We start from the raw sequence: 20,990 nt of genomic DNA, 5'->3' as shown, positions 1-20,990 counted from the left end.
GAGCAGGGTCAGAGCCGGGTGTCGAAGGAACCGCAGAAGACGTTCTCGTTGAACGTTCCCTGGAATTCCGACATGCCCATGATCTTTTGGATGGTTGCCCGGATGGCTTCCCGGGTTCCTGCGTGGGCGTGGATCGCGGTCTTCACCATCGGCACGTCAATCAGGTGGTTGGGCTGGTTGAGCGAGACGAACACGGTGGGGACCTCGGTGACATACCACGGGATCTCCGCGGCCATCGGGGTGGACCACTTGATCCGGATCGCTGCCTCCTGGGCGAAGCCCTTCACATTGGCGAACACGAAGGCGGCGTCGTACTTGTCCGCGTAGTCGCCGGTGGCTTCCTCGGAGATGACCGACATGAAGTTCACCCCGGTCTCCCCTGCCGCCTCGCGCTGGTCCGCCGTCTTGAACAGGTGCACCTCGAAGCCGGCGTTTTCCAGCTCCGCCTTGACGGTGTCCAGGTAGGCCAGCGGATCCGCGCGGGTGAAGTCCGCACCGCCGGAGATGCCGTACAGGCGGATCCGTTTGTGTGTCTCCGGCGTGATGGGCAGGTTGTGGGCGGTGTCCTTGACGAGGGTGACGGTCTTGTCCGCGATCTCTGCCGCAATGGCCCGGTGGGCGTCGCTGCCGATCACGCCGAGTGCTTCCGCCGGCGGGACCAGCTCGTCGCGTGCCTTCCGGTGGAGGCCCAGGCTTGCTTTCAGGGCCAGGATCCGGCGCAGCGCGTCGTGCAGGCGCTGCTCCGTGATGACGCCGGATTTGTAGCCGTCCATCATGTAGTGGAAATCTTCCGCGGGATTGCGGAAGAACAGGAACATGTCGCAGCCGGCGGCAATGGTGGCTGGCACCAGGTCCTTGCGCCTCATGGCCTGGGTCAGGCCGATCATCTGAGAAGCGTCGGTGAGGATCAGGCCGTTGAAGCCAAGTTCGCCGCGGAGCAGGTCCTGGAGCAGTTCGGGCGCCAGCGTGGCCGGCCGGATGTCCTTGTCCGCCAGGCCCGGACGGAAGTGGCGGGAAAGTTCCGGCGCCCCGATGTGCCCGATCATGATGGACTGCACGCCGTGGCCGATCATTTCCCGGTACACGTGCCCGTAGCTCCGGTTCCACTCCTCGTAACCGAGGGTGTTGTAGGAGGTGACCACGTGCTGGTCGCGTTCGTCCACGCCGTCGCCCGGGAAGTGCTTCATGGCACAGACGGTGGGCGACTCGCTGATGCCGTCGAAGTACTCCTTGGCACGCTCCACCACGATCTCCGGGGTGTTGCCGAAGGCCCGGGTGGAGATGACCGTGTTCCGCCAGTTGTAGTGGATGTCCACGATCGGCGCGAAGGCCCAGTTGCAGCCCAGCGCCGCGGTTTCGACGCCGGCCACCTGTCCCATCTGCCGCGCGATGGCCTTGTCCGGATGCGAGCCGGCCTGCAGGTGCGTGGACACAAACGTTCCGTCGTCGCAGCTTCCGGCTCCCCCCATTTCCGGGTTGGAGGCCACCAGCAGTGGAATCCGGGTCTTGGACTGCGCGTAACGGATGTGTTCCTGCACCGCGGCCGAGGGGCCCGGCCGGTAGCGCATGCCGCCTACGTGGTAGTTCTCAAGCACGCCGTCGAGGTACTCCGGGGAGTAGTCGTTGTTGTGGTTGATGAACAGCTGCCCGATCTTTTCCTCGAGGCTCATTCCCGCGATCGTGGAATCCACCCACGCAACGGCGTCGCCGTCGAGGTTGAACGGCGCGGCCTGGAGGTCGACCTCGACGGGACGCGGTGGGGTGCCCGCGGCGCCTTCGGTGCTCCCGGCGGGAGTTACGACGGCGGCAATGCCCGCCAGCGCTTCGGTCACCACCTGGCTGACAGGGGCGGCGATGTCCACGACGATGCCGGCTTCATCGGCGTCGAGCGGCTCCAGGGTTGCGAGCTGCGAATCAAGCAGGGCGGGCGGCATGAAGTGGCCGGTGCGCCCTTCAGTCCGCGCCCGCAGCACCTCTTTGCTGCCGTGCAGGTGCAGGAACACGGTGTCCGGTGCCTGTTCCCGGATGGCGTCGCGGTAGCTGCGCCGCAGGGCGGAGCAGGCGAGCACCAGTCCGCCGTCGCCGGCGTTGGCCAGCTCGGCGCCCACGGTGGCCAGCCAGGGCCAGCGGTCCTCATCGGTCAGGGGCGTGCCGGCCGCCATCTTGGCCACGTTTTCCACGGGGTGGAGGGAATCGCCGTCGAGGAACGGTACGCCCAATTCGCGGGCCACGAGGTCGCCGATGGTGGTCTTGCCGCAGCCGGAAACCCCCATCACGACGATGCGGTGCTTGGTGGCGTGTGTTGTCACGAGCCGTGCCTCACCAGTCATGGACGGTGCCGTCGACGAGGCGGTTGTAGGGCAGGTAGGCCTGCTGGTACGGGAACGCGGCCGCTGCTTCCTCGTTGAACTCGACGCCGATGCCGGGCTTGTCTCCCGGGTGCAGGTAGCCGTCCACGAAGGTCATGGACTGCTCGAAGACCTCGTTGGTCTTGTCCGAGTGCTGCATGTATTCCTGGATGCCGTAGTTGTGGATGGCCAGGCCGACGTGCAGCTGTGCAGCGAAGCCCACCGGGGAGATATCGGTGGGGCCGTGGAAGCCGGACTTGATCTGGTACTGGGCGGCGAAGTCCATGACCTTCTTCAGCGGGGAGATGCCGCCGAAGTGGGTGGAAGCGGCCCGGACGTAGTCGATCAGCTGTTCCTTGATGATGGTCTGGTAGTCGTACACGGTGTTGAAAACTTCACCGATCGCCAGCGGGGTGGTGGTGTGCTGGCGGACCAGGCGCAGGGCTTCCTGGTTCTCGGCCGGGGTGCAGTCCTCGAGCCAGAACAAGTCATAGGGTTCCAGCGCCTTGCCCAGTTTGGCGGCCTGGATCGGGGTCATGCGGTGGTGGCCGTCGTGCAGCAGCGGCAGTTCCGGGCCGAACTCGTTCCGGACTGCTTCGAACACGGTGGGCAGGTGGCGCAGGTAGGCCCGGGTGTCCCAGTCCTCTTCCACCGGAAACGCGCCGCGGCCGGCGGGCTCGTAGTCGTAGCGCTCACCGGAGGCCTGTGCCTGGGCGGCCACACCGTAGACGGCCTTGATGCCAGGAACGGCGGTCTGGATGCGGACCGATTTGTAGCCGAGTTCCAGGTGCTCGCGGACGGAGTCAAACAGCGAGGGGATGTCCGCACCGGAGGCGTGGCCGTACGCCCGCAGGCCGTTGCGGGACGCTCCGCCAAGGAGCTGGTAGACCGGCATGCCGGCCATCTTGCCCTTGATGTCCCAGAGCGCCATGTCCACGGCGGCGATCGCTGCCATGGTCACCGGACCGCGGCGCCAGTACGAGGACCGGTACAGGAACTGCCAGGTGTCCTCGATCCGGTGCGGATCCTTGCCGATCAGCAGCTGCGCAACGTGTTCCTTGAGGTAAGCGGCCACAGCGAGCTCGCGGCCGTTGAGGGTGGCATCACCGATACCGGTCACGCCGTCCTCCGTGGTGATCCGTAGGGTCACGAAGTTGCGGGACGGGCTGGTGACGAATACTTCTGCTGCAACGATCTTCATGAACTTCAGCTGTTCCTTCCAGGAATCAGGTGGGCAGGTGTGACGGTCTTGGACGACGTGTCCGTGGTGAAAGTTCCGCTCAGACGGGCTACCAAGGCAACTACCTGCGGGTCTTCGCCCAGTTGCGGGCTGATGAGGTCGAGGAGGGCGGCCACCCTCTCAGGGCCAGGGGCCCCGTTAGCCGCGCCGATTGCCTCGGACAACGGGTCCTGAATCTCGTTGCGTACGGCCACGAAGTCGATCCAGGCGGCCAGCATCAGGGCGCTGCCGGCACCGGAGCGGCCCTCGGATCTCTCAGCGGCGAGGACCGGGAGGGCCCGCATCCGGAGTTTTGTGGTGCCGTCGGCGGCAATTTGCGACAGATGATGCGCGATGCGGCCGTTGCCGAACCTGCCGCGGAGTGCATCCCGATATTCCGGGATGTGAAGATCGTGGCCATGAAGATGCGCCGCTGCCTCGTCCCAAAAGGCCTCCACAGCTTCCCGGCACTCTGGATCTTCGAGTGCCTGGGCCACCGTGGTGTGCCCCCGGAGCAGACCGGCATATGCCAGGAGCGAATGGGCGCCGTTCAGGAGCCACAGCTTGCGGTTCTCGTAGGGTTCAATGTCGTCAACCAAAACAGCGCCGGCGTCCTCCCAGCGGGGCCTGCCCTTCGGGAAATCCCCGCTGATGACCCAGTCGCGAAATGGTTCGGCGACCACGGGCGAGCTGTCCCGGTAGCCGCACGCCTGCTCCACCTCAGCGATGTCTGCATCGGTGGTCCGGGGAGTGATCCGGTCCACGGACGTGCTGACAAAACTGACGTTCTCCACGATCCAGCGTGCAAGCTCGCCATCCCAGGCCTCCGCCATTCCCGTGACGGCGCGGCGGGCAACGTCTCCGTTGCCTGAGAGGTTATCGCAACTGACGACGGCGATCGGGCCCGCTCCGGCGTCCCTGCGGGCGGCGAGGGCAGAGACCAGCCGGCCCAGCGGCGTCGCGGGTTTCCCCCCTTCACCCGCAGCATCAGCCAGCCGGGCCAGATCGCCGGCAACGCCGGCATCGCCTGCGTCGAAGTTGCCGTCCGAGGCCAAGCCGTACGCCGCCTCCGTGATGGTCAGCGTAACTATGGCGGTCGCCGGCTCGGAGACGAGTTCGCGGAGGCGCCCGACGTCGGCTCCGTCCACCGCTTCGGAAATGCTTCCGATGACTTCGAAGCTGTCCCCGTTGCCGGAACGCTCGATCAGGGTGAACAGCCCGTCCTGCGCTGCCAGCGCCACGGCTGCGTCGGGCCGCCGCCCGGTGAAGGCCGCGATCCCCCATTCGGCGCCATCGCCGGCATGTTGCGTGTACCAGGCCTCGTGCGAACGGTGGAATGCTCCGAGGCCCAGATGCACGATCCGCACCGGGGCCTTGGGCAGCGGCTTCAGCGCACGGTTCAGCACCGGCATTTTGTTGGCGTTCACAGCTTGAACACCCTGCGCGGAGAGGCATCCACGATGTCCACTATCAGCTCGCGGGCGCGTTCTTCGCTGATCCGGTGCTCGGCCACAAGCCGAGCTAAAAATGAGGACTCGATTCTGCGCGAGGTGTCGTGGCGGGCCGGGATGGAGCAGAACGCGCGGGTATCGTCGATGAACCCGGAGGTCCGGGAGAAGCCGGCTGTTTCCGTCACCGCCGCCCGGAAGCGCAGCATTGCATCCGGAGCGTCCAGGAACCACCACGGAGCGCCTATGTACACGGACGGATAGAAACCCGCCAATGGTGCCAGTTCCCGTGAGAACACGGTCTCGTCCAGGGTGAACAGCACCAGGTGGAAATCCTTGGCGGTGCCGAAGTCCTGCAGCAGGGGCCGGATAGCCTCGGTATAGTTCACGGCGAACGGAATGTCGTGACCCGTATCCGCGCCAAAGGCCTCGAAGGTGGGACCGTGATGGTTGCGGTACGAGCCGGGGTGGATCGTCATGACCAGTCCGTCTTCCACGGACATCCTGGCCATCTGGTACATCATGTGGGCCTCGAATGCCTCGCGGTCCGCCAGGCTGGCTTTGCCCGCCCGGGCGCGCTCAAACAGCCGCTCCGCGTCGGCGGCGTCCAGTTTCAGGGTTGCGGGCGTGCGGACGCCGTGGTCAGCGGACACCGCACCGTTTTCCACGAAGTGGCGCCGTCTTGATTCCAGTGCACTGATGTAGCCCGCGTATCCGGACGCCCCCGAAGCGCCGACGCCGATGAGGCGTTCCACGTTGTCCTGCCATTCCGGATGGGCGATGTTCACGTAAGGGTCCGGACGGAAGGTTGGCAGGACGCGGCCGGCGAACGCAGGATCCGCAGCCAGAGCTGCATGGCTGTCCAGGGAGTCCAGCGGATCGTCCGTGGTGGCCAGCACCTCAATGTTGAACTCTTTGAACAGCTGCCGTGGCCGGAATCCCGGTTCGGAAAGCTTGGCCGAAATAGCGTCGAAGATCCTGTCGGCATTCTCCGCGGTCGGTTCGTCGTGCAGGCCGAAGACATGCTCGAATTCCTGCCGGATCCAATACCCGGAGGCCGTGCCCTCAAAGTCAGGCCACGCGGCACAGAAGTTGCGCCAGACCTGGCGCGATCCCGTAGCGGTTTCGCCGAGGCCCAGCTGGTCCATCGGGACACCCCCTGCATGAATCAACCTGGTCACGTAGTGGTCCGGTGTGACCAGCAGGGCGGCGGGATCCGGGAAGGGCAGGTTCTGTTCAATCACCGCAGCATCCACGTGGCCGTGCGGGGAGATGATCGGAAGACCCTCCACCAGGTTGTACAGCGAGCGGGCTATGTCCCGGACGCCGGGCTCCGCAGGAAGGAGCCGGTCCGGGTGTGCTGCCATAGAGTGCGCCATGGTCTCAGCGTGCCCCTGCCCCTGCGGTAAGCCCGGCGAGAGCCGCCGTGCGCCGCAGGTAGTCAAGGTTCCCGGCAGTACGTTCGGCCAGGGGAAGCTCCGTGGAGAAGTCTTCCACCGTGATCCAGCCGTCGTAGCCATGTGCTGCCAACGCCTTGAAGTATTCAAGGACGCTGCCCTGTCCGGACTGCAGGGGTGCCCATTCGTTCTGGAACACTGCGGCACCGGAGGCATCCCGCTCATCCCGGCAGACCCACACGGCGTTCTTGACGTGGATATGCGCCAAGTATTCCCCCAGCAGTTCGAAGGCAGGCAGGTAGTCTTCCTGCCCCTCGATCAGCAGGTTGCCCAGGTCATGGATGACTCCCACGTGCCGGGGATCCAGGCCCTCCAGCAGACGCCGGGCCGATGAAGCTGACGCCGTAATGGTGCGGTGGTGCAGTTCAACCAGCGCCTTCACCCCGTGGTGGGCAGCACGTTCCGCTACCCATTCGAAATCCCGGCGGGCCGCCTCAAACAGGACAGGGTAGGGAATACCGCTCGGCTCTTCGTTCCCCCAACCGGCAGTTCCCAGCGGCAGGGTTGTCACACGAACCTGGCCCGCACCCAACGCGGCGGTAGCCGCCAGCATTCGTTCGACGTCGTCGTGGTTGTCACACCGCGCATAGCCACCGATGCCGGAGAACTCCAGGCCGGCATCCCGGGTGATGGAGGCGATCCGCTCCAGGTTGCCCTCAAGGCCGGTCATGGGGATGGTGGCTTTGTTGCCGGCCCAGAAACCCGGCTCGGGTGCCTCTGCCTGGTCCGTAATCCGCCATTCGATGCCGTCCCAACCCTGCGCTGAGAGGCTGGTGACGGCTTCCTCCGGAGTCCAGTCAGGCGTGGAGGCCGTGAATACTGAGAATTTCATCGCGTCAGGCGCTTTCTGTCGGAGTGGATCCTGTACGGACTTCAAGGTCGTTGTACTTACCCGCCAGGACGTCCTCGAAGAGGACCGCCTGGTTCAGGGTGGCCGACACGTAGACGGCACGCACGGTGGCCAGGGCGTTGACTGCATCGCTGACGGTCACGCCAGGCTGGCGGCCCTCGGCGATGGCCCCCAGGATGTCGCGGTACTGGCGGACATGGCCGGCCGGGTAAACCGTGGGGTCTTTGGCCTCGTAATCCTCTGCGGGGTACTTGGACAGTTCTTCAGAGGCCTGGTTCCCGCCGCCCTGCAGCCCCATGTCGGCCGACGCGCCGCCGGCGTCCCTGGCGTGGAAATACTGCAACTGGTCGTTATCCACCACGGCTGAGCCTTCCGAACCCATCAGCTGGACCCGCACTGTCAGGCCGGGGTATGCGGCCGTGGTGGCGTGCAGGACTGCCAGGCCCCCGTTCTCAAACGTCACGGTGGCAACGGCGGTGTCCTCCACCTCGATTCGCTCGTGCGCCAGCCGGGCCGTGTGGGCGTGGATCTCCACCGGCCGGCCCATGAACCAGAGCAGCAGGTCAACCGTGTGGACGCCCTGGTTCATCAGGGCCCCGCCGCCGTCCATGGACCAGGTGCCGCGCCAGTCGCCGGAATCGTAGTAACCCTGCCCCCGCCACCACGCCACGGAGGCGATAGCGGAGGTCAGCCGGCCAAAGCGGCCCTTGGCCACGGCGTCCGCGACGGCCACGCTGGCCTGGTCGAACCGGTGCTGGCTGATCACCGAAGCAACGACGCCCCGCCGTGCTGCTTCGTTGGCCGCAGCCTCGATCTCCTGGGCGCGGCTCAGATCGACGTCCAACGGCTTTTCGATGACCACATGCTTGCCGGCCGCAAGGACTTCGAGGCCTTGCTGGATGTGCAGTCCGCTGGGAGTGGCAAGGGCCACCAGGTCAATGTCGCCCGCTGCGAAGGCGCCCTCAAGGGAGGTGTGCACGGAGGGCCTTGGCTTTCCGCTCGACTCGATGAAGTCCGCCAGGGACTCGGCCGCATCGGGGATGGCGTCAACCAGCGCCACAATGCTGGTCCCGGGGAATTCCTGCAGGGCAACCGCGTGGGTGCGGCCGATGACGCCGCACCCGGTAATGGCCACCTTCAATGTCTTACTCATACCGTCCGGACTCCTGCTTCTGCTGTGACTTTGGCAAACGCCCGGGCGGCAATGCCGAACGCCGTAGGGCCGGAAAATCCGCCGAGGCCGTGAGCGCCGGCAAGGTGCGGTTCAAGGGAAGCAAAGCCGTTGAATCCGTCAGCCTTGAGAGCCTCCACGGTGCGCAGCACGTCGCCATCGCCCTCACCTGCGGGAACGACATGCCCGTTTGAAAAGAGCGCGTCCTTGACCTGCAGGTACTCCAGATGCGGGCGGAGTTTCTTGTAGGCCTCGTCAAAGGGCTTCACACCTACCTGCACGAAGTTGGCAGCATCCCAGGCCACCTTCAACGCCGGCGAGTTCACGGATTCGATGATGTCGAGCACACGGTCCGGAACATCCCCGAAGATGTCCTTCTCGTTCTCATGCAGGAGGATCACCCCTTCGTTCTCGGCCACGTCGGCCAGCGCACGCATCCGCTCCAGAACGGCATCGCGGATGCTCTCCACCGGCACGGATTCGCCGTAATAGAAGGAGAAGATGCGGATGTACTTCGCGTCCAGGACCTTGGCTGCGTTGGCAGCCCGGCGCAGGCGCTCCACCTCGTGCTCCACCGGAAGGCTGACATCGACCTTGCCGATCGGCGAGGCAATCGCCGACACCTTCATTCCCTTTGCCGTCAACAGGTCAGCAAGTGCACGGAGCTGGTCATCGGACAGGTCCACGATGTTCGTGCCCCAAGCGCTGCGCACCTCGATGTGGTTGGCGCCGAGCGCCTGCAGCACGGCGATCTGGACAGCGGGGTCGTCGTCGATCTCATCCCCGAAGCCCGACAGGGACCACGAGGCTTGAGTGGTTGCAACCATGGTTACTTAACTCCTCCGGCGGTCAGCCCGCCAACTAGATAACGCTGGAAAATCAGGTACAGAATGACCACGGGTGCCGCGCAGACCAGAGCGGCGGCCATCATCTGGCCGTAGTACGGGATAGCGCCTCCTTCTTGGGAAGCCCCGAAAATCTGCAGGGCAACGGCTGCGGTCTGGCTTTCCGGCCTGGTCATCACGGATGCAAACAGGACGTCGTTCCACCCCAGCAGGAACGCGAAGATGCCCGAAACCACGATGCCCGGCCAGCTCAGGGGCAGGATGATCCTGAACAGGACGCCGAGGTTGCTGGCGCCGTCGATCCGGGCCGCTTCCTCGAGTTCGCGGGGAAGCCCGCGAAGGTAGGTGACCATGACCCAGGTGGAGAACGGCATGGCGAACGTCAGGTACGTGACAAACAGCCCCCACTGCGTCCCGATCACTTGGATGCCGAGGTACGTTGCAGCTGAAGAGAACAGCACGAACACGGGGAGCACCATCAGGGTTCCGGGCACCGACTGCAGGGCAAGGAGCCCGCGCAGGATCGTGAGACGGCCCCTGAAGGTGTAGCGCACCAGGACGAATGCCGTTGACACGGACATGGCGGCCGAGACAACCGCCGTTGCTCCGGCCACGAGGACACTGTTCGCCAGGCCCGTCGCCAGGCCCACGCTGGTCCAGATCTTCGAGTAGTTCTCAAGGGTGAAGCTGGAGGGCCAGAACTCACCGTTGGCTACACCGATGTCCGAGTTCACCGAGGCAAGGAAGATGTAAAGCACAGGGATCAGGACGAGGGCACCAAGGAACACCAGAATGAATGCCAGGAGCGGACGGGGCAGCAAGCGTGTCACTTCATGCTGCCGGGACGACCCGGGCCGGAAAACAGCGGCACTGGTGTTACCGGTGTTACGGACCCTGCCGGCGGTGGAGGTGCTCATTTCTTGGCTCCAGGTGACTCGGCGTCGTCGAGCTTGACGGCGCGAAGATAAACAAACAGCGGGATGGCGATCAGCACCAGGGAGACGAATGCCATGGCGGCGCTCAGGCCGAAACGGAAGCTTTGGAAGCTGGTCACGTAGGTAAGGATGGGGAGCACTTCGACGTCCGCTGGCGCCGGGACTCCGAACAGCACGAAGGGAAGAGTGAAGTTGTTGATGTGGTGCAGCATGCCGATCAGGAAGGCGAGTGCAAGCGGTCCCTTAAGGTACGGGAAGATGACGAATCGAAGCTTGTTCCACCACAGTGCTCCGTCCAATGCTGATGCCTCATGGACCTCGTGGTCCACGGATTGCAGTCCGGACAGAGCAAGCAAGTAGATGAATGGCCAGGAGGCCCAGATCTGGACCAGGACCAGCGTCCAGAAGGTCTGGGGCCCGTTGAGCCATAGCCCGGTTTCGATGCCCACAGTTCCCAGGGCCTTGTCCACGATGCCGTCCGGCTGGAACATGGTGCGCCAGATCGTGGCAACCACAAAGGACGGGAGCACGTACGGGATCAGGAAGATCGACCGGACCACGGCGCGTCCCCTGAAAGCGTTCTGGGTTGCCACGGCGGCCGCGATTCCGAGCGGAAGTGTGACCACCATGGCCAGCAGGGAGTAGCTGACGCTCAGCCAGGTCGCGTGGAGGAGCGGCGACGAAGTGAGCGCTTCGACGAAGTTCTCCACCCCAATGAACGGTGAACTGATCCAGCGGCGCAGCGTGTATTGGTCCAGGTTGAGGGTGGACATGTAGATGCCCAGCACAAGCGGCACCACGATGATGATGAACATCAGTGCCCCGCCCGGGATGAGCATCCACAGCGGGCGGTTGCGTTCACTCAGGCCTTTGCGGCGGCCCTTGCTCTCGCCGGCAGGCGGCGGACCAGCCACGGAAGAGGCGGTCCGGGAGGTCCGGGGTGCGGCGGAGTCCGCCGCAACCCGGACTTCATTGGAAGCGTCTGTAGACATCAGAACTTATCCCTTGGCAGCCCGGTCAAGGGACGCCTGGCCCTTGGTCTGGGCGTCCTTGATCCGAGTCTCGAGGGCTGACTCGTCGAGCCTGCCGCTGGAAAGATCCGGAATCGACTGAACAGTGACGTTGAGCAGGCCGAGCTGGATATCGCCCCAGGCACCTGTAAACGGGGTGGCCTTGGACTTGGCGGCGGCATCGGCGATTGGCTTCAGCTTGGGATCAGTGAGGCTGGCCAACGCCTCGGCGTTTGCCGGCAGGTCGCCGAAGGTCTTTTGATAATTCAACTGCTCCTCTTTCGAGGTGATCAGCTTGATGTAGGCGAAGGCGAGATCCTTCTCCTTCGAGTAGTCCGCCACCACGAGGTTATCCCCGGAGAGGATGCTCGCGGCTTCCCCGCCGTCAGTCTTGGGGCTGGATTCACCCGGAGCGGTAGTGGGCATCAGTGCGTATTGGTACTTACCCGCCACGGCCGACTTGTCCAGCGTCGGGATGGAGCTCGACGTCGTCATCATCAGATATCCGGCTTTTCCGCTGGCGAAGGCAGCAACGGCGTTGCTGTTGCTCCACCCGACGGAGGCCGGGTCCACGACTTTGTCATCGGTCAACCAGCCGAAATAGGTCTCGTAAGCCTTCTTGACGGTGGGATCCTCCATCTTGAGTTTGTTGCCGTCCACCAGCGGATTGCCGGCTTGGACTGACATGGCCCAAATGAACTTCCACGGGTCATAGGAGTCCTTGTATCCGGTGGCGATGCCGAACGTGCCGTCCTTGGTCATTTTCTTGGCCTGTTCGGCAAGCTCGTCCCAGCTGGTGGCAGGCTTCTCAATGCCCGCAGCCGCCAACAGCTCCTTGTTGTAAGCCATCACGAAGGGGCGGCTGACAAAGGGGATGCCGGCCTGGTGCGCCTCGTCCGGTCCGGAGATGCCCAAGGCTGCAGGGTTGAAGCGGTCCTTGCCACCGACCTTCTTCCAGTCGTCGTCGGACAAGGTCACAAAGGCTTTGGTAGCGAAGGCGGTCGGTGTGAACGTGGTGCCGAGCCCGTAGACGTCCGGGCCCTGCCCTGAAACCACGGAGGTCTGGATCCGCGTCAGCTCGTCATTGGCCGAAGCGAAGGTTTCAAACTTCACGTCGGCCCCGGTCTCTGCTTTGAACTTGGCCGCGATATCGCTTTGCCACTTCTTCTGCTGCTCCGGGTACTGGCTCAGGACGCCGACCAGGACGTTGAGGGTCTTACCCGTGCCATCCACCTTTCCGTCGGCGTTTGTTGAGCTGCCAGTAGTCCCTGAGCCCGCGCCGCAGCCGGTCAATGCCAAAGCCGCAGCCGTAACGATTGCCGCAAGCCCGGAAGACGATCTAAACCTCATTGTTTTCTCCTCTAGGACACCCACATGGCCACAACGTCATGTGGCGCACATCACTGCAGGCGATTCGGAACCCAGTCTAGGGATGGGGCAACATTGCGGCAAGCGATTGCCAAAAGTTGCCAAAGATGTTGAGATGATACCCATAGGCACTGCTCCCAGACCCGTCGTGCACACTGCCCGGGGCGATGGGCGGCCGCATGAAAGGACTTATCCATGAGCTCTGCGACGGTGGATGCAGGGGATAACGGGTCCGCGGACCGCAGGCCCCCAGCCGAAAGAATGCCAACAATCAAGGACGTGGCCGAGCTGGCCGGAGTGGCCACCTCCACGGTTTCGCGCGCACTGTCCAAGCCGGACCGCGTAAACCGGCACACCCGGGAACGGATCGAGGAGGCCGCAGCCCGGCTCAACTACGTGCCCAGCTCGCAGGCGCGGGGACTCAGTTCGGGCCGCACCGACACCGTAGCGGTCCTGGTCCCGGACATTACCAACCCCTTCTATTTCGACATCATCCGGGGGACGCAGCACCAGCTCAAGGCCGCCGGCCTCACCCAGCTCCTGGTAGACACCGAAGAGTCCAGCGAGATGGAGCTTGAGGCACTTCACAAAATGCGGCGGTCAGCAGACGGATTTATCCTGGCGGCATCGCGCCTGACGGACGCGCAGCTTGCCGAGGTGTCCGGTTCGCAGCCGCTGGTTACCATCAATCGCGCCTCAGCGAACGCGCCCACCGTGGTGATCGATACGCCTTCCGCCATGATCCAGGCATTGGAACACCTCGCCTCCCTCGGCCACCACCGGATCTGCTACGTGAGCGGGCCGCCGACGTCGTGGTCCAACTTGCGGCGCTGGAAAATCTTCGAGGAGGACTCCGCCCAAAGAGGACTCGAAACGCACAGGATCGGACCCTTCACGCCGAAAACCACGTCCGGAGCGGCAGCCGCTGACGCCGCCGTGCGCACCGGGGCCACGGCATGCATCGTCTTCAATGACCTGCTGGCCATAGGCATGCTGCAGCGATTGCGCGAGAGGGGCATCCGCGTGCCCGAGGACATGAGCATTGTGGGATGCGACGATATTTTCGGCGCTGATTTCTGCAACCCTCCGCTGACAACCATTTCATCCCCGATCGAGCAGGCTGGCCGCGTTGCCGTTTCGATGCTCCTCTCACAGTTGAATCCGCTCCACGGCGGAACCACCCGGCGCCTGGCCGTGATGCCCACCCATCTCACGGTCCGCGGCTCCACCGGGCCCGCGCCGGAGCAGGGCGCCCGGTAATTTCCTTGCCTGATTCAGGCGGACACAGTTGAGCATGGTTGACACTGCTGGCTAGTCTGGATCACATGCGCGAACTCCAGGCCAGGATCATTGAAGAAATGGGCGTCCAGCCCCGGATCGACCCCGCCGGGGAGGTGCGCAAACGCGTCACTTTCCTGAAGGAATACCTCAAGGCAACGCACACGAAGGGCTTCGTCCTGGGCATCTCCGGAGGCCTCGACTCTTCCCTCGCAGGCCGGCTTGCCCAGCTTGCCGTCGAAGAGCTGACCGCGGAAGGCACGGAGGCCAACTTCGTGGCTGTCCGCCTTCCCTACGGCGTCCAGCACGATGAGGACGACGCCCAGGCGGCCCTGGACTTCATCCAGGCCAAGACCGAATGGACGTTCAACATCTCCGCCGCGGTGGACGGTTTCGAGGACGAGTTCGAGAAGACGGTGGGCAACGGAATCTCTGATTTCCACAAGGGCAACACCAAGGCCCGCACCCGGATGATCGCGCAGTACGCCCTCGCGGGCGAGCACAACTACCTTGTGATCGGCACAGACCACGGCGCCGAATCCGTCACCGGCTTCTTCACGAAATACGGCGACGGCGGCGCGGATATCCTGCCGCTGTTCGGGTTGAACAAACGCCAGAACCGGGCACTCCTCGCGGAGCTCGGCGCCCCGGCGCGGATCTGGGAGAAGGTCCCCACGGCCGATCTCCTTGACGGCAAGCCCGGCCGCACGGACGAAGAAGAACTGGGCCTGAGCTACGACCAGATCGACGACTACCTCGAAGGCCGCGACGTCCCGGACGACGTCGCCGAATCGATCGAGCAGAAATACCTCCGCACCCGCCACAAGCGGACCGTCCCGGTCACCATCTTCGACACCTGGTGGAAGTAGCCTGAGCCGGGGAGCCCCGGCTCAGGTTCTGAACCGAAACTGCATGACCCCGAAACGGGGCACTCTGGGCACCGGGTTGGGCCATTGCGGCCCGCAGTTCCGGCGGGTCCGTGTCAAAGTGCCCCGCGACGGTTGGTCCCGGACGGCTTTCCGGGTCGACGTCGAGATGCCGCCTAAGGAATCAGCACGATACCCGCGGACAGGCTCCCGATCCTCTATCCAGCAGGATCCGCAGGTCCCGGTCAGTCCCGGACTTCCACCGTGCCCTTCATTCCCATGAAGTCATGGAGGGCGCAGATGTAATCGAACTCGCCGGCCTTGTTGAACTTCACGGTGAAGGTGCTGTTCGGCGGCATCAGGCCGGAACTCAAGTCGCCGCCGGTGAAGTCAGCGGGATCGCCCACCGCGGCGAGCTCGTCGGCCGGTTCCTCACCGAACGTGACGGTGTGCGGGGCTCCCATGCCGTCATTGACGAAGGTCACCTCGTCGCCAACATGGACCACGATGTGCGAGCGGACGAACCGCATCAGCATGGCCGTCCCGTTGTCGGTCCCTGCAATGACGGTGTGGTCATCGGCTTTGGCCCGCGCGGCGTCCCACTGCTCGTAGCCGTCCCGCAGGATCTTCCGCTCCTGCTTGTTCGACTGACGGTCATACTGCGACTGGGTGTACGGGTAGTCAGTTCCCGCTTCCCGTACGTGGACAGTCCCCTTCATGGCCGTGCCGTGGACCAGGCAGTAGTAGGTGAATTCGCCCGGGTCCGGGAATTTCAGCGAATAGCGTCCCACTTCCTTGAAGCCACTGTCTGAAACGTTCGTCATCACACCGGAGTTGAAGTACGACTTTCCGTCATAGGATTTTCCGCCCTGCTGTGCCACGTACTGGGGATTGTCCGGGTTGAACGGCTGTGTGGACTCCAGCGACTGGCCTTCGGCCAGGAACGTCACGGTATGGATTTCCGCCGCGTTCGCTTTCCAGGTGATCTTGTCCCCGGCGTTGATATAGATGTTTTCCGGGAGGAAGGACATCCCCTGGATCGCCTGGTCCGATGACTCGGAACCCACCTGGACAGTCCAGGTCCTTGATGATTTTCCGCCGTCCGCGACGGCGGTGCCAGAAAGTGCCACTGGCATGAGTATGGCGATCAACCCCGCCACGAGCGCGCGCACCAGGCGCGGCATGCGGCGGCTTTCTTTTTGGAGAGCCATAAGACTCATTCCTTCTGTATGTTTCGCTGTCTTCTCGTTGGTGGCCGGGAGACCGGTCTGACGGTTCCGGTTGTCGTCAACGACGATCGGCCCGGTGCCCGCCCGGCATACGCCAGCCACGTTCCTCCTCCCCGCGGCTGCCCAGGCTCAAGGCGGGAAAGAAGTCATTAGGACCCGGCGCGCCATCCGCTATGAGGCATGACGCGCTGGCGGTGAACTGCTGAAGAATTGCTAGCTCGCAACTGCCGCACTGCTCCCCTGCGCGGTGCGATGCCACGACGAATAGTCCATGCATTGTCCTCCGCTTCTCGGAGGGATAGCGATTATGGATCCGTTGGGCTGAGGGCCCGGATGACGCAACCGGCATCATGCCGCGGGGCCGGCCGGTTGGACGCTGCCGATACAGTCCAATCGTGCTCCGGGCCAGCAGATTTGTCGATACTCCAGCGACGGTTTGCCGCTGCTCAGGCTCCGCCCGGCGACCGGGTCAGCAGCGTGGAGATCCGGTGCGCCTCTTCCAGCAGTAGGCGGCCCAGCATCTCCTGCCGCTCCCCCTTGAAACGGGGTTCAATCCCGGTCAGCGACAAGGCCCAGGCCGGACGCCCGCGCTGGTCAAAAACCGCTGCACCCATGCCCCAGCTGCCTTCCAGCACGAGCCCGGGGTTGACTGAGTAGCCGGCCTGCCGGGTCCTGGCCAGGTTTTCCCGGACCAGCGCCTCGGTGTGCGCCGCCGCAAAACCGCCCGCGTGCTTGGGCCAGTCCGCCAAAAGCTCCTCCTGTTCCGCCTCAGGCAGGAACGCCATGATCGCGGTTCCGGCGGAGGCCACCCCCAGCGGGAACCGGACGCCTTCGTGCAGCACAAAGGAGCGCACCGGGAAGCTGCCTTCCTCGCGGAGCAGGCACACCGTTTCCGATCCGCGGCGGATGGAGAAGAAGGCGCTCTCCCCGCTCTCTTCGGCCAGCCGGCGGAGGCTGGGCCGGGCGATGTCCTCCAGGGGGAATCGGGCGGACGCCACGGAACCCATCAGCAGGATCTCCGGGCCAAGCACCCAGTTGCCGCTGGCCGCCTCCTGGTCCAGCAGACCCTCGGAGGCGAGCGAGCTCAGCAGCCGATGAACCGTCGGCCGGGTAAGGCCCGACTCCCGGACCAGTTCAACGAGCGGACTGCCTTCGGGCTGCCGTCCCACGATCCTTAACAGGGCGGCAACCCTGCTGACCACCTGGGCGCCCTGGACTGGCACGGAATTCATCTTTTTCCCTTCTGAACCCTGCAAATCATCCACATTATGGACACGCCTAAGCCTATCGTCCACACTGTAAAAGCGCCCTGTATTGCGGGAAAATACCGCCTTGACAGTCCCTTTGAGTGCCCCGTACGCTCCATTTCCAGAACAACAGTCCACAAAGTGGATTTCCGGCGTCGCAGCCCACTGTCCGCGCCGTACCGCCAGCTCAATGAGGAGATGCAATGTCAAAGATGAAATCCGGTGCGGCCGCCGCGCTGCAGGACGTGGTGCGGGACGGCATGACCCTGGCCGTCGGAGGCTTTGGCCTCAGCGGCATCCCGGCGGACCTGATCGAGGCCGTCCGCGATTCCGGCGTCAAAAACCTCACCGTCGTGTCCAACAACATGGGCGTGGATGGCAAGGGCCTCGGCATCCTGATCGAAGCCGGCCAGGTCCGCAAGGTCATTGCGTCCTATGTGGGCGAGAACAAACTCTTCGCCGAGCAGTACCTCGCCGGCAAGCTGGAAGTGGAGTTCACCCCGCAGGGCACCCTGGCCGAACGCCTCCGCGCCGGCGGCGCCGGCATCCCCGCCTTCTACACCAAGACCGGAGTGGGCACCCTCGTCTCCGAAGGCAAACCGCTCGCGGAGTTCGACGGCGAGACGTACGTCCAGGAGCGCGCCATCAAGGCCGATGTCGCGCTGGTACATGCGCACACGGCCGACACCGACGGCAACCTGATTTACCGCTACACCGCCCGCAACTTCAACCCGGTGGTGGCTGCGGCCGGAGCCGTCACGGTGGCCGAGGCCGAAGTGATTGTGGAGCCCGGCCGACTGGACCCGAACCACATCATCACCCCCGGCGTGTTCGTCCAGCGCCTGGTGCAGGCTACCGACCGGGTCAAGGACATCGAGCAGCGCACGGTCCGCCCCCGGACCACGGAGCCTGTCCCCGCCTAACGCCCGCGGCCCGGCGCCACAGCGCGAACGAACACTTAAGCCCCCAAGACTTCAAGACCCAAGGAGAACCCCATGGCCTGGACCAGGGATGAAATGGCTGCCATCGCGGCCGAAGAACTGCACGACGGCGACTACGTGAACCTCGGGATCGGCATTCCCACGCTGGTGGCCAACAACCTGCCCGACGGCGTCCGCGTCGTCCTGCAGAGCGAGAACGGCCTCCTCGGCATGGGCCCCTTCCCCTACGAGGGCGAGGAGGACGCGGACCTCATCAACGCCGGTAAGCAGACCGTCACCGTGTTGCCCGGCGGCAGCATCTTCGACTCCGCCACATCCTTCGGCATGATCCGCGGCGGCCACGTGAAAGTCGCCATCCTCGGCGCCATGCAGGTCTCCGGCGGTGGCGACCTCGCCAACTGGACCATCCCCGGCAAGATGGTCAAGGGTATGGGCGGCGCCATGGACCTCGTGGCCGGCACCCCGCGCGTCGTGGTTCTCACCGAACACAACGCCAAGGACGGCACCGCCAAGATCGTCAGGGAATGCACCCTGCCGCTCACGGGCTTGAGCTGTGTGGACCGCATTATCAGCGACCTCGCCGTGTTTGACCTTGAAAGGACGGACGACGGCGGCCGGCAGCTCACGCTGACCCGCCTCGCCCCCGGCGTCACCGTTGAAGAGATCCGCGAGAAGACCGAAGCCGCATTCGACGTCGCCGCCGCCGTCGACTCGACACCGACCATGGAAGCCAGCACCCTTGAAGGAGCCACAGCATGAGCCTCAAAGACCAGTTCGACAAGGATGTCCTGCTCACCGGCTGGGGCCACAGCCGGTTCGGCAAACTGACCGACGAGACCCTCGAGTCCCTCATTGTGCAGGTGGCCACGGAGGCGATCGGCAACGCCGGCATTGAGCCGGGCCAGGTCGACGAAATCTACCTCGGCCAGTTCAACTCCGGCATGATGCCGCTGGCCTTCCCGTCCTCACTGGCCCTGCAGGTCTCGGAGCAGCTGGCCAACGTCCCGTCCACCCGGGTCGAGAACGCCTGCGCATCCGGCTCGGCCGCGTTCCAGCAGGGCACCAAGTCACTGCTGGCCGGAACCGCGAAGACCGTCCTGGTGATCGGTGCCGAGAAGATGACCCACGCCGGCGCCGACGTCGTGGGCGCGGCCCTGCTCGGCGCCGACTACGACATGGCCGGCAAAGCCTCCACCACAGGCTTCACCGGCCTGTTCGCGGAGGTGGCCAAGCACTACGAGAAGCGCTACGGACCGGTCTCCGATGTCCTGGGGACCATCGCCGCCAAGAACCACCGCAACGGTGTGGACAACCCCTACGCCCAGCTCCGCAAGGACCTCGGCGAGGAGTTCTGCCGGACCGTTTCGGACAAGAACCCGATGGTCGCCGACCCGCTGCGCCGCACCGACTGCTCTCCCGTGTCCGACGGCGCCGCCGCGGTCGTGCTGTCCATCTCGCCCACCGGCGGGGCCACCGCACCGGTGCGGCTCGCCGGCTTCGGCCAGGCAAACGACTTCTTCCCCACCGACCGCCGCGACCCCACGGCTTTTGCGGCGACGCGGGCCTCCTGGCAGCGCGCGCTGGGGATGGCCGGCGTCGGGCTTGAAGACCTGGACTTCGCCGAAGTGCACGACTGCTTTACCATTGCCGAGCTGCTCATGTACGAGGCCATGGGACTGACCGAACCGGGCCAGGGATCCCGCGCCATCGAGGAAGGCTGGGTCTTCAAGGACGGCAAACTGCCCGTCAACGTCTCCGGCGGGCTCAAGGCCAAGGGCCACCCGGTCGGCGCCACGGGAGTCTCGCAGCACGTCATCGCCGCCATGCAGCTCACCGGGACCGCCGGAGACATGCAGCTCGCCAGTCCGCGCCGCGCCGCCGTCCAGAACATGGGCGGGGTGGGCATCGCCAACTACGTCAGTGTGCTCGAGGCGGTCTAACCGGGAAGCCGCCCGTCCTGACCTTCTTTTGTCCTCCGACACGAGCCGACACGCGAACGTGCCAGCGTGTCGGCTCGTGAAGCCTGCGAATGAAGGTCGAGACGGCGGCACGGCCAAAGCGGGCCAGTGCAGCTGCCCCGTCAGCCGTTAGCCCGGATCAGGGCCGCGATCCCGCTGAACCCCAGCCGATCCGCGTTCTCCAGGGCGGTGCGGCCCTGCGGATCGCGGATGCCGGGTTCGGCGCCGGCTTCGAGCAGCAACCGGACCACGTCCTGCTGCCTTGGCCCGCCGTCGTTGAGCAGGATGGCTTCCTGCAGGGCGGTCCAGCCCAGGTTGTTGACATGGTTCACCGGCACGCCGGCGGCGATGAGGATCCGCACAGTGTCCACGTGGCCGTGTTCGCTGGCAGGGATGAGCGCCGTGCCGCCGAAGCGGTTGGTGCTTCGCACGTCCGCGCCGGCAGACAGCGTCAGCTGAAGCACCTCGTTGAACCCTTCGGCCCCGGCATAGAGGAATGCCGAGTCCTGGATGGCGTCCTTGGCATTGACGTCGCCGCCGGCGCTGATCAGTTCCGCCACCGCGCCGGCATCATTGGCTTTCGCGGCAAGGATCAGCCGCTTGTCGAGCTCAGCCCGGGCCTCGGGGGATAACGCCGGACGTGTCGCGGTGGCCGTTTCCGTCACCGGTGCGGTACTGACGTGAACGGTCGACGGCGGGGAGTCCAGCGGCTCCGGCTGCCCCGGGCTCGCCTGGCAGGCAGCCAGGCAACCAGCCACGCAGACGGCCGCCGGAAGCAGCCTCCACCTGTGCCACGTCCTGAACCGCACCATGAACCTGA

At 64.8% G+C, this 20,990-nt stretch carries 18 protein-coding genes; 5 read left to right on the top strand and 13 right to left on the bottom strand.

The genetic code is table 11. The annotated features are described in order from the left end of the window. Positions 1-8: 8 nt before the first annotated feature. From ACFVWT_RS16815 to ACFVWT_RS16770, 10 genes are read right to left on the bottom strand one after another with little or no spacing between them, the layout of a single operon-like run. The gene (locus ACFVWT_RS16815) at positions 9-2,330 is read right to left on the bottom strand and encodes a gluconokinase, GntK/IdnK-type (RefSeq protein ID WP_390249774.1); all 2,322 of its coding nucleotides are present in this window, start codon (positions 2,328-2,330) and stop codon (positions 9-11) included. Then, on the bottom strand, positions 2,320-3,549 hold the full coding sequence (gene manD, locus ACFVWT_RS16810; RefSeq protein WP_209747638.1) for a D-mannonate dehydratase ManD: 1,230 nt from the start codon (positions 3,547-3,549) through the stop codon (positions 2,320-2,322). The genes ACFVWT_RS16815 and manD overlap by 11 nt, the downstream gene beginning before the upstream one ends. 5 nt (positions 3,550-3,554) lie before the next feature. Continuing rightward, positions 3,555-4,994, bottom strand: a complete 1,440-nt coding sequence (locus ACFVWT_RS16805; RefSeq protein ID WP_390249772.1) for a mannitol dehydrogenase family protein — start codon at positions 4,992-4,994, stop codon at positions 3,555-3,557. Further along, positions 4,991-6,394 carry a glucuronate isomerase gene (gene uxaC, locus ACFVWT_RS16800; RefSeq protein WP_390249771.1) on the bottom strand — a complete coding sequence of 468 codons (1,404 nt, stop codon included), beginning with the start codon at positions 6,392-6,394 and terminating at the stop codon, positions 4,991-4,993. Before uxaC ends, ACFVWT_RS16805 begins: the two co-directional genes overlap by 4 nt. A 4-nt stretch (positions 6,395-6,398) precedes the next feature. Next, positions 6,399-7,304 (bottom strand): sugar phosphate isomerase/epimerase family protein, encoded by a 906-nt coding sequence (locus tag ACFVWT_RS16795; protein WP_390249769.1) that lies wholly within the window; start codon positions 7,302-7,304, stop codon positions 6,399-6,401. A gap of 4 nt (positions 7,305-7,308) precedes the next feature. Continuing rightward, entirely contained in the window at positions 7,309-8,475 is a 1,167-nt protein-coding gene (locus ACFVWT_RS16790) for a Gfo/Idh/MocA family protein (RefSeq protein ID WP_390249767.1), read from the bottom strand. After that, positions 8,472-9,320, bottom strand: a complete 849-nt coding sequence (locus ACFVWT_RS16785; protein ID WP_390249765.1) for a sugar phosphate isomerase/epimerase family protein — start codon at positions 9,318-9,320, stop codon at positions 8,472-8,474. Before ACFVWT_RS16785 ends, ACFVWT_RS16790 begins: the two co-directional genes overlap by 4 nt. A gap of 2 nt (positions 9,321-9,322) precedes the next feature. Further along, positions 9,323-10,255: a carbohydrate ABC transporter permease gene (locus tag ACFVWT_RS16780; protein WP_390249763.1), complete on the bottom strand. Its 933-nt coding sequence runs from the start codon at positions 10,253-10,255 to the stop codon at positions 9,323-9,325. After that, on the bottom strand, positions 10,252-11,265 hold the full coding sequence (locus tag ACFVWT_RS16775) for a carbohydrate ABC transporter permease (protein ID WP_390249761.1): 1,014 nt from the start codon (positions 11,263-11,265) through the stop codon (positions 10,252-10,254). The genes ACFVWT_RS16780 and ACFVWT_RS16775 overlap by 4 nt, the downstream gene beginning before the upstream one ends. 6 nt (positions 11,266-11,271) lie before the next feature. Next, the gene (locus tag ACFVWT_RS16770; RefSeq protein WP_390249759.1) at positions 11,272-12,633 is read right to left on the bottom strand and encodes an ABC transporter substrate-binding protein; all 1,362 of its coding nucleotides are present in this window, start codon (positions 12,631-12,633) and stop codon (positions 11,272-11,274) included. Positions 12,634-12,846: 213 nt separating this feature from the next. Between ACFVWT_RS16770 and ACFVWT_RS16765 the strand changes: the two genes are divergently transcribed. Next, entirely contained in the window at positions 12,847-13,911 is a 1,065-nt protein-coding gene (locus ACFVWT_RS16765) for a LacI family DNA-binding transcriptional regulator (protein ID WP_390249757.1), read from the top strand. Between the two features lie 65 nt (positions 13,912-13,976). Next, the gene (nadE, locus tag ACFVWT_RS16760) at positions 13,977-14,798 is read left to right on the top strand and encodes an ammonia-dependent NAD(+) synthetase (protein ID WP_390249755.1); all 822 of its coding nucleotides are present in this window, start codon (positions 13,977-13,979) and stop codon (positions 14,796-14,798) included. 242 nt (positions 14,799-15,040) lie between these two features. On the opposite strand, the gene ACFVWT_RS16755 is transcribed toward nadE, so the two are convergent. Together ACFVWT_RS16755 and ACFVWT_RS16750 are read right to left on the bottom strand one after the other, a co-directional pair. Then, positions 15,041-16,006, bottom strand: coding sequence for a plastocyanin/azurin family copper-binding protein (locus ACFVWT_RS16755; RefSeq protein WP_390249753.1), 966 nt, complete (start codon positions 16,004-16,006; stop codon positions 15,041-15,043). A 464-nt stretch (positions 16,007-16,470) separates the two neighbouring features. Beyond that, on the bottom strand, positions 16,471-17,256 hold the full coding sequence (locus ACFVWT_RS16750) for an IclR family transcriptional regulator (RefSeq protein WP_390249751.1): 786 nt from the start codon (positions 17,254-17,256) through the stop codon (positions 16,471-16,473). Positions 17,257-17,474: 218 nt separating this feature from the next. On the opposite strand from ACFVWT_RS16750, the gene ACFVWT_RS16745 reads away from it, so the two are divergent. From ACFVWT_RS16745 to ACFVWT_RS16735, 3 genes are all read left to right on the top strand, one after another. After that, entirely contained in the window at positions 17,475-18,194 is a 720-nt protein-coding gene (locus ACFVWT_RS16745) for a CoA transferase subunit A (RefSeq protein WP_390249749.1), read from the top strand. A gap of 72 nt (positions 18,195-18,266) precedes the next feature. Further along, positions 18,267-18,971 carry a CoA transferase subunit B gene (locus tag ACFVWT_RS16740; protein WP_390249747.1) on the top strand — a complete coding sequence of 235 codons (705 nt, stop codon included), beginning with the start codon at positions 18,267-18,269 and terminating at the stop codon, positions 18,969-18,971. Beyond that, positions 18,968-20,152 (top strand): acetyl-CoA acetyltransferase, encoded by a 1,185-nt coding sequence (locus ACFVWT_RS16735; protein ID WP_390249745.1) that lies wholly within the window; start codon positions 18,968-18,970, stop codon positions 20,150-20,152. Before ACFVWT_RS16740 ends, ACFVWT_RS16735 begins: the two co-directional genes overlap by 4 nt. A gap of 140 nt (positions 20,153-20,292) precedes the next feature. Here the strand turns inward: ACFVWT_RS16735 and ACFVWT_RS16730 are convergent, their stop codons facing one another. Then, positions 20,293-20,982 (bottom strand): ankyrin repeat domain-containing protein, encoded by a 690-nt coding sequence (locus ACFVWT_RS16730; RefSeq protein WP_390249743.1) that lies wholly within the window; start codon positions 20,980-20,982, stop codon positions 20,293-20,295. Positions 20,983-20,990: the final 8 nt, after the last annotated feature.

Source organism: Arthrobacter sp. NPDC058288, assembly GCF_042880995.1.
GTDB lineage: Bacteria > Actinomycetota > Actinomycetes > Actinomycetales > Micrococcaceae > Arthrobacter.
This window is presented reverse-complemented; position numbering and strand designations above follow the sequence as displayed.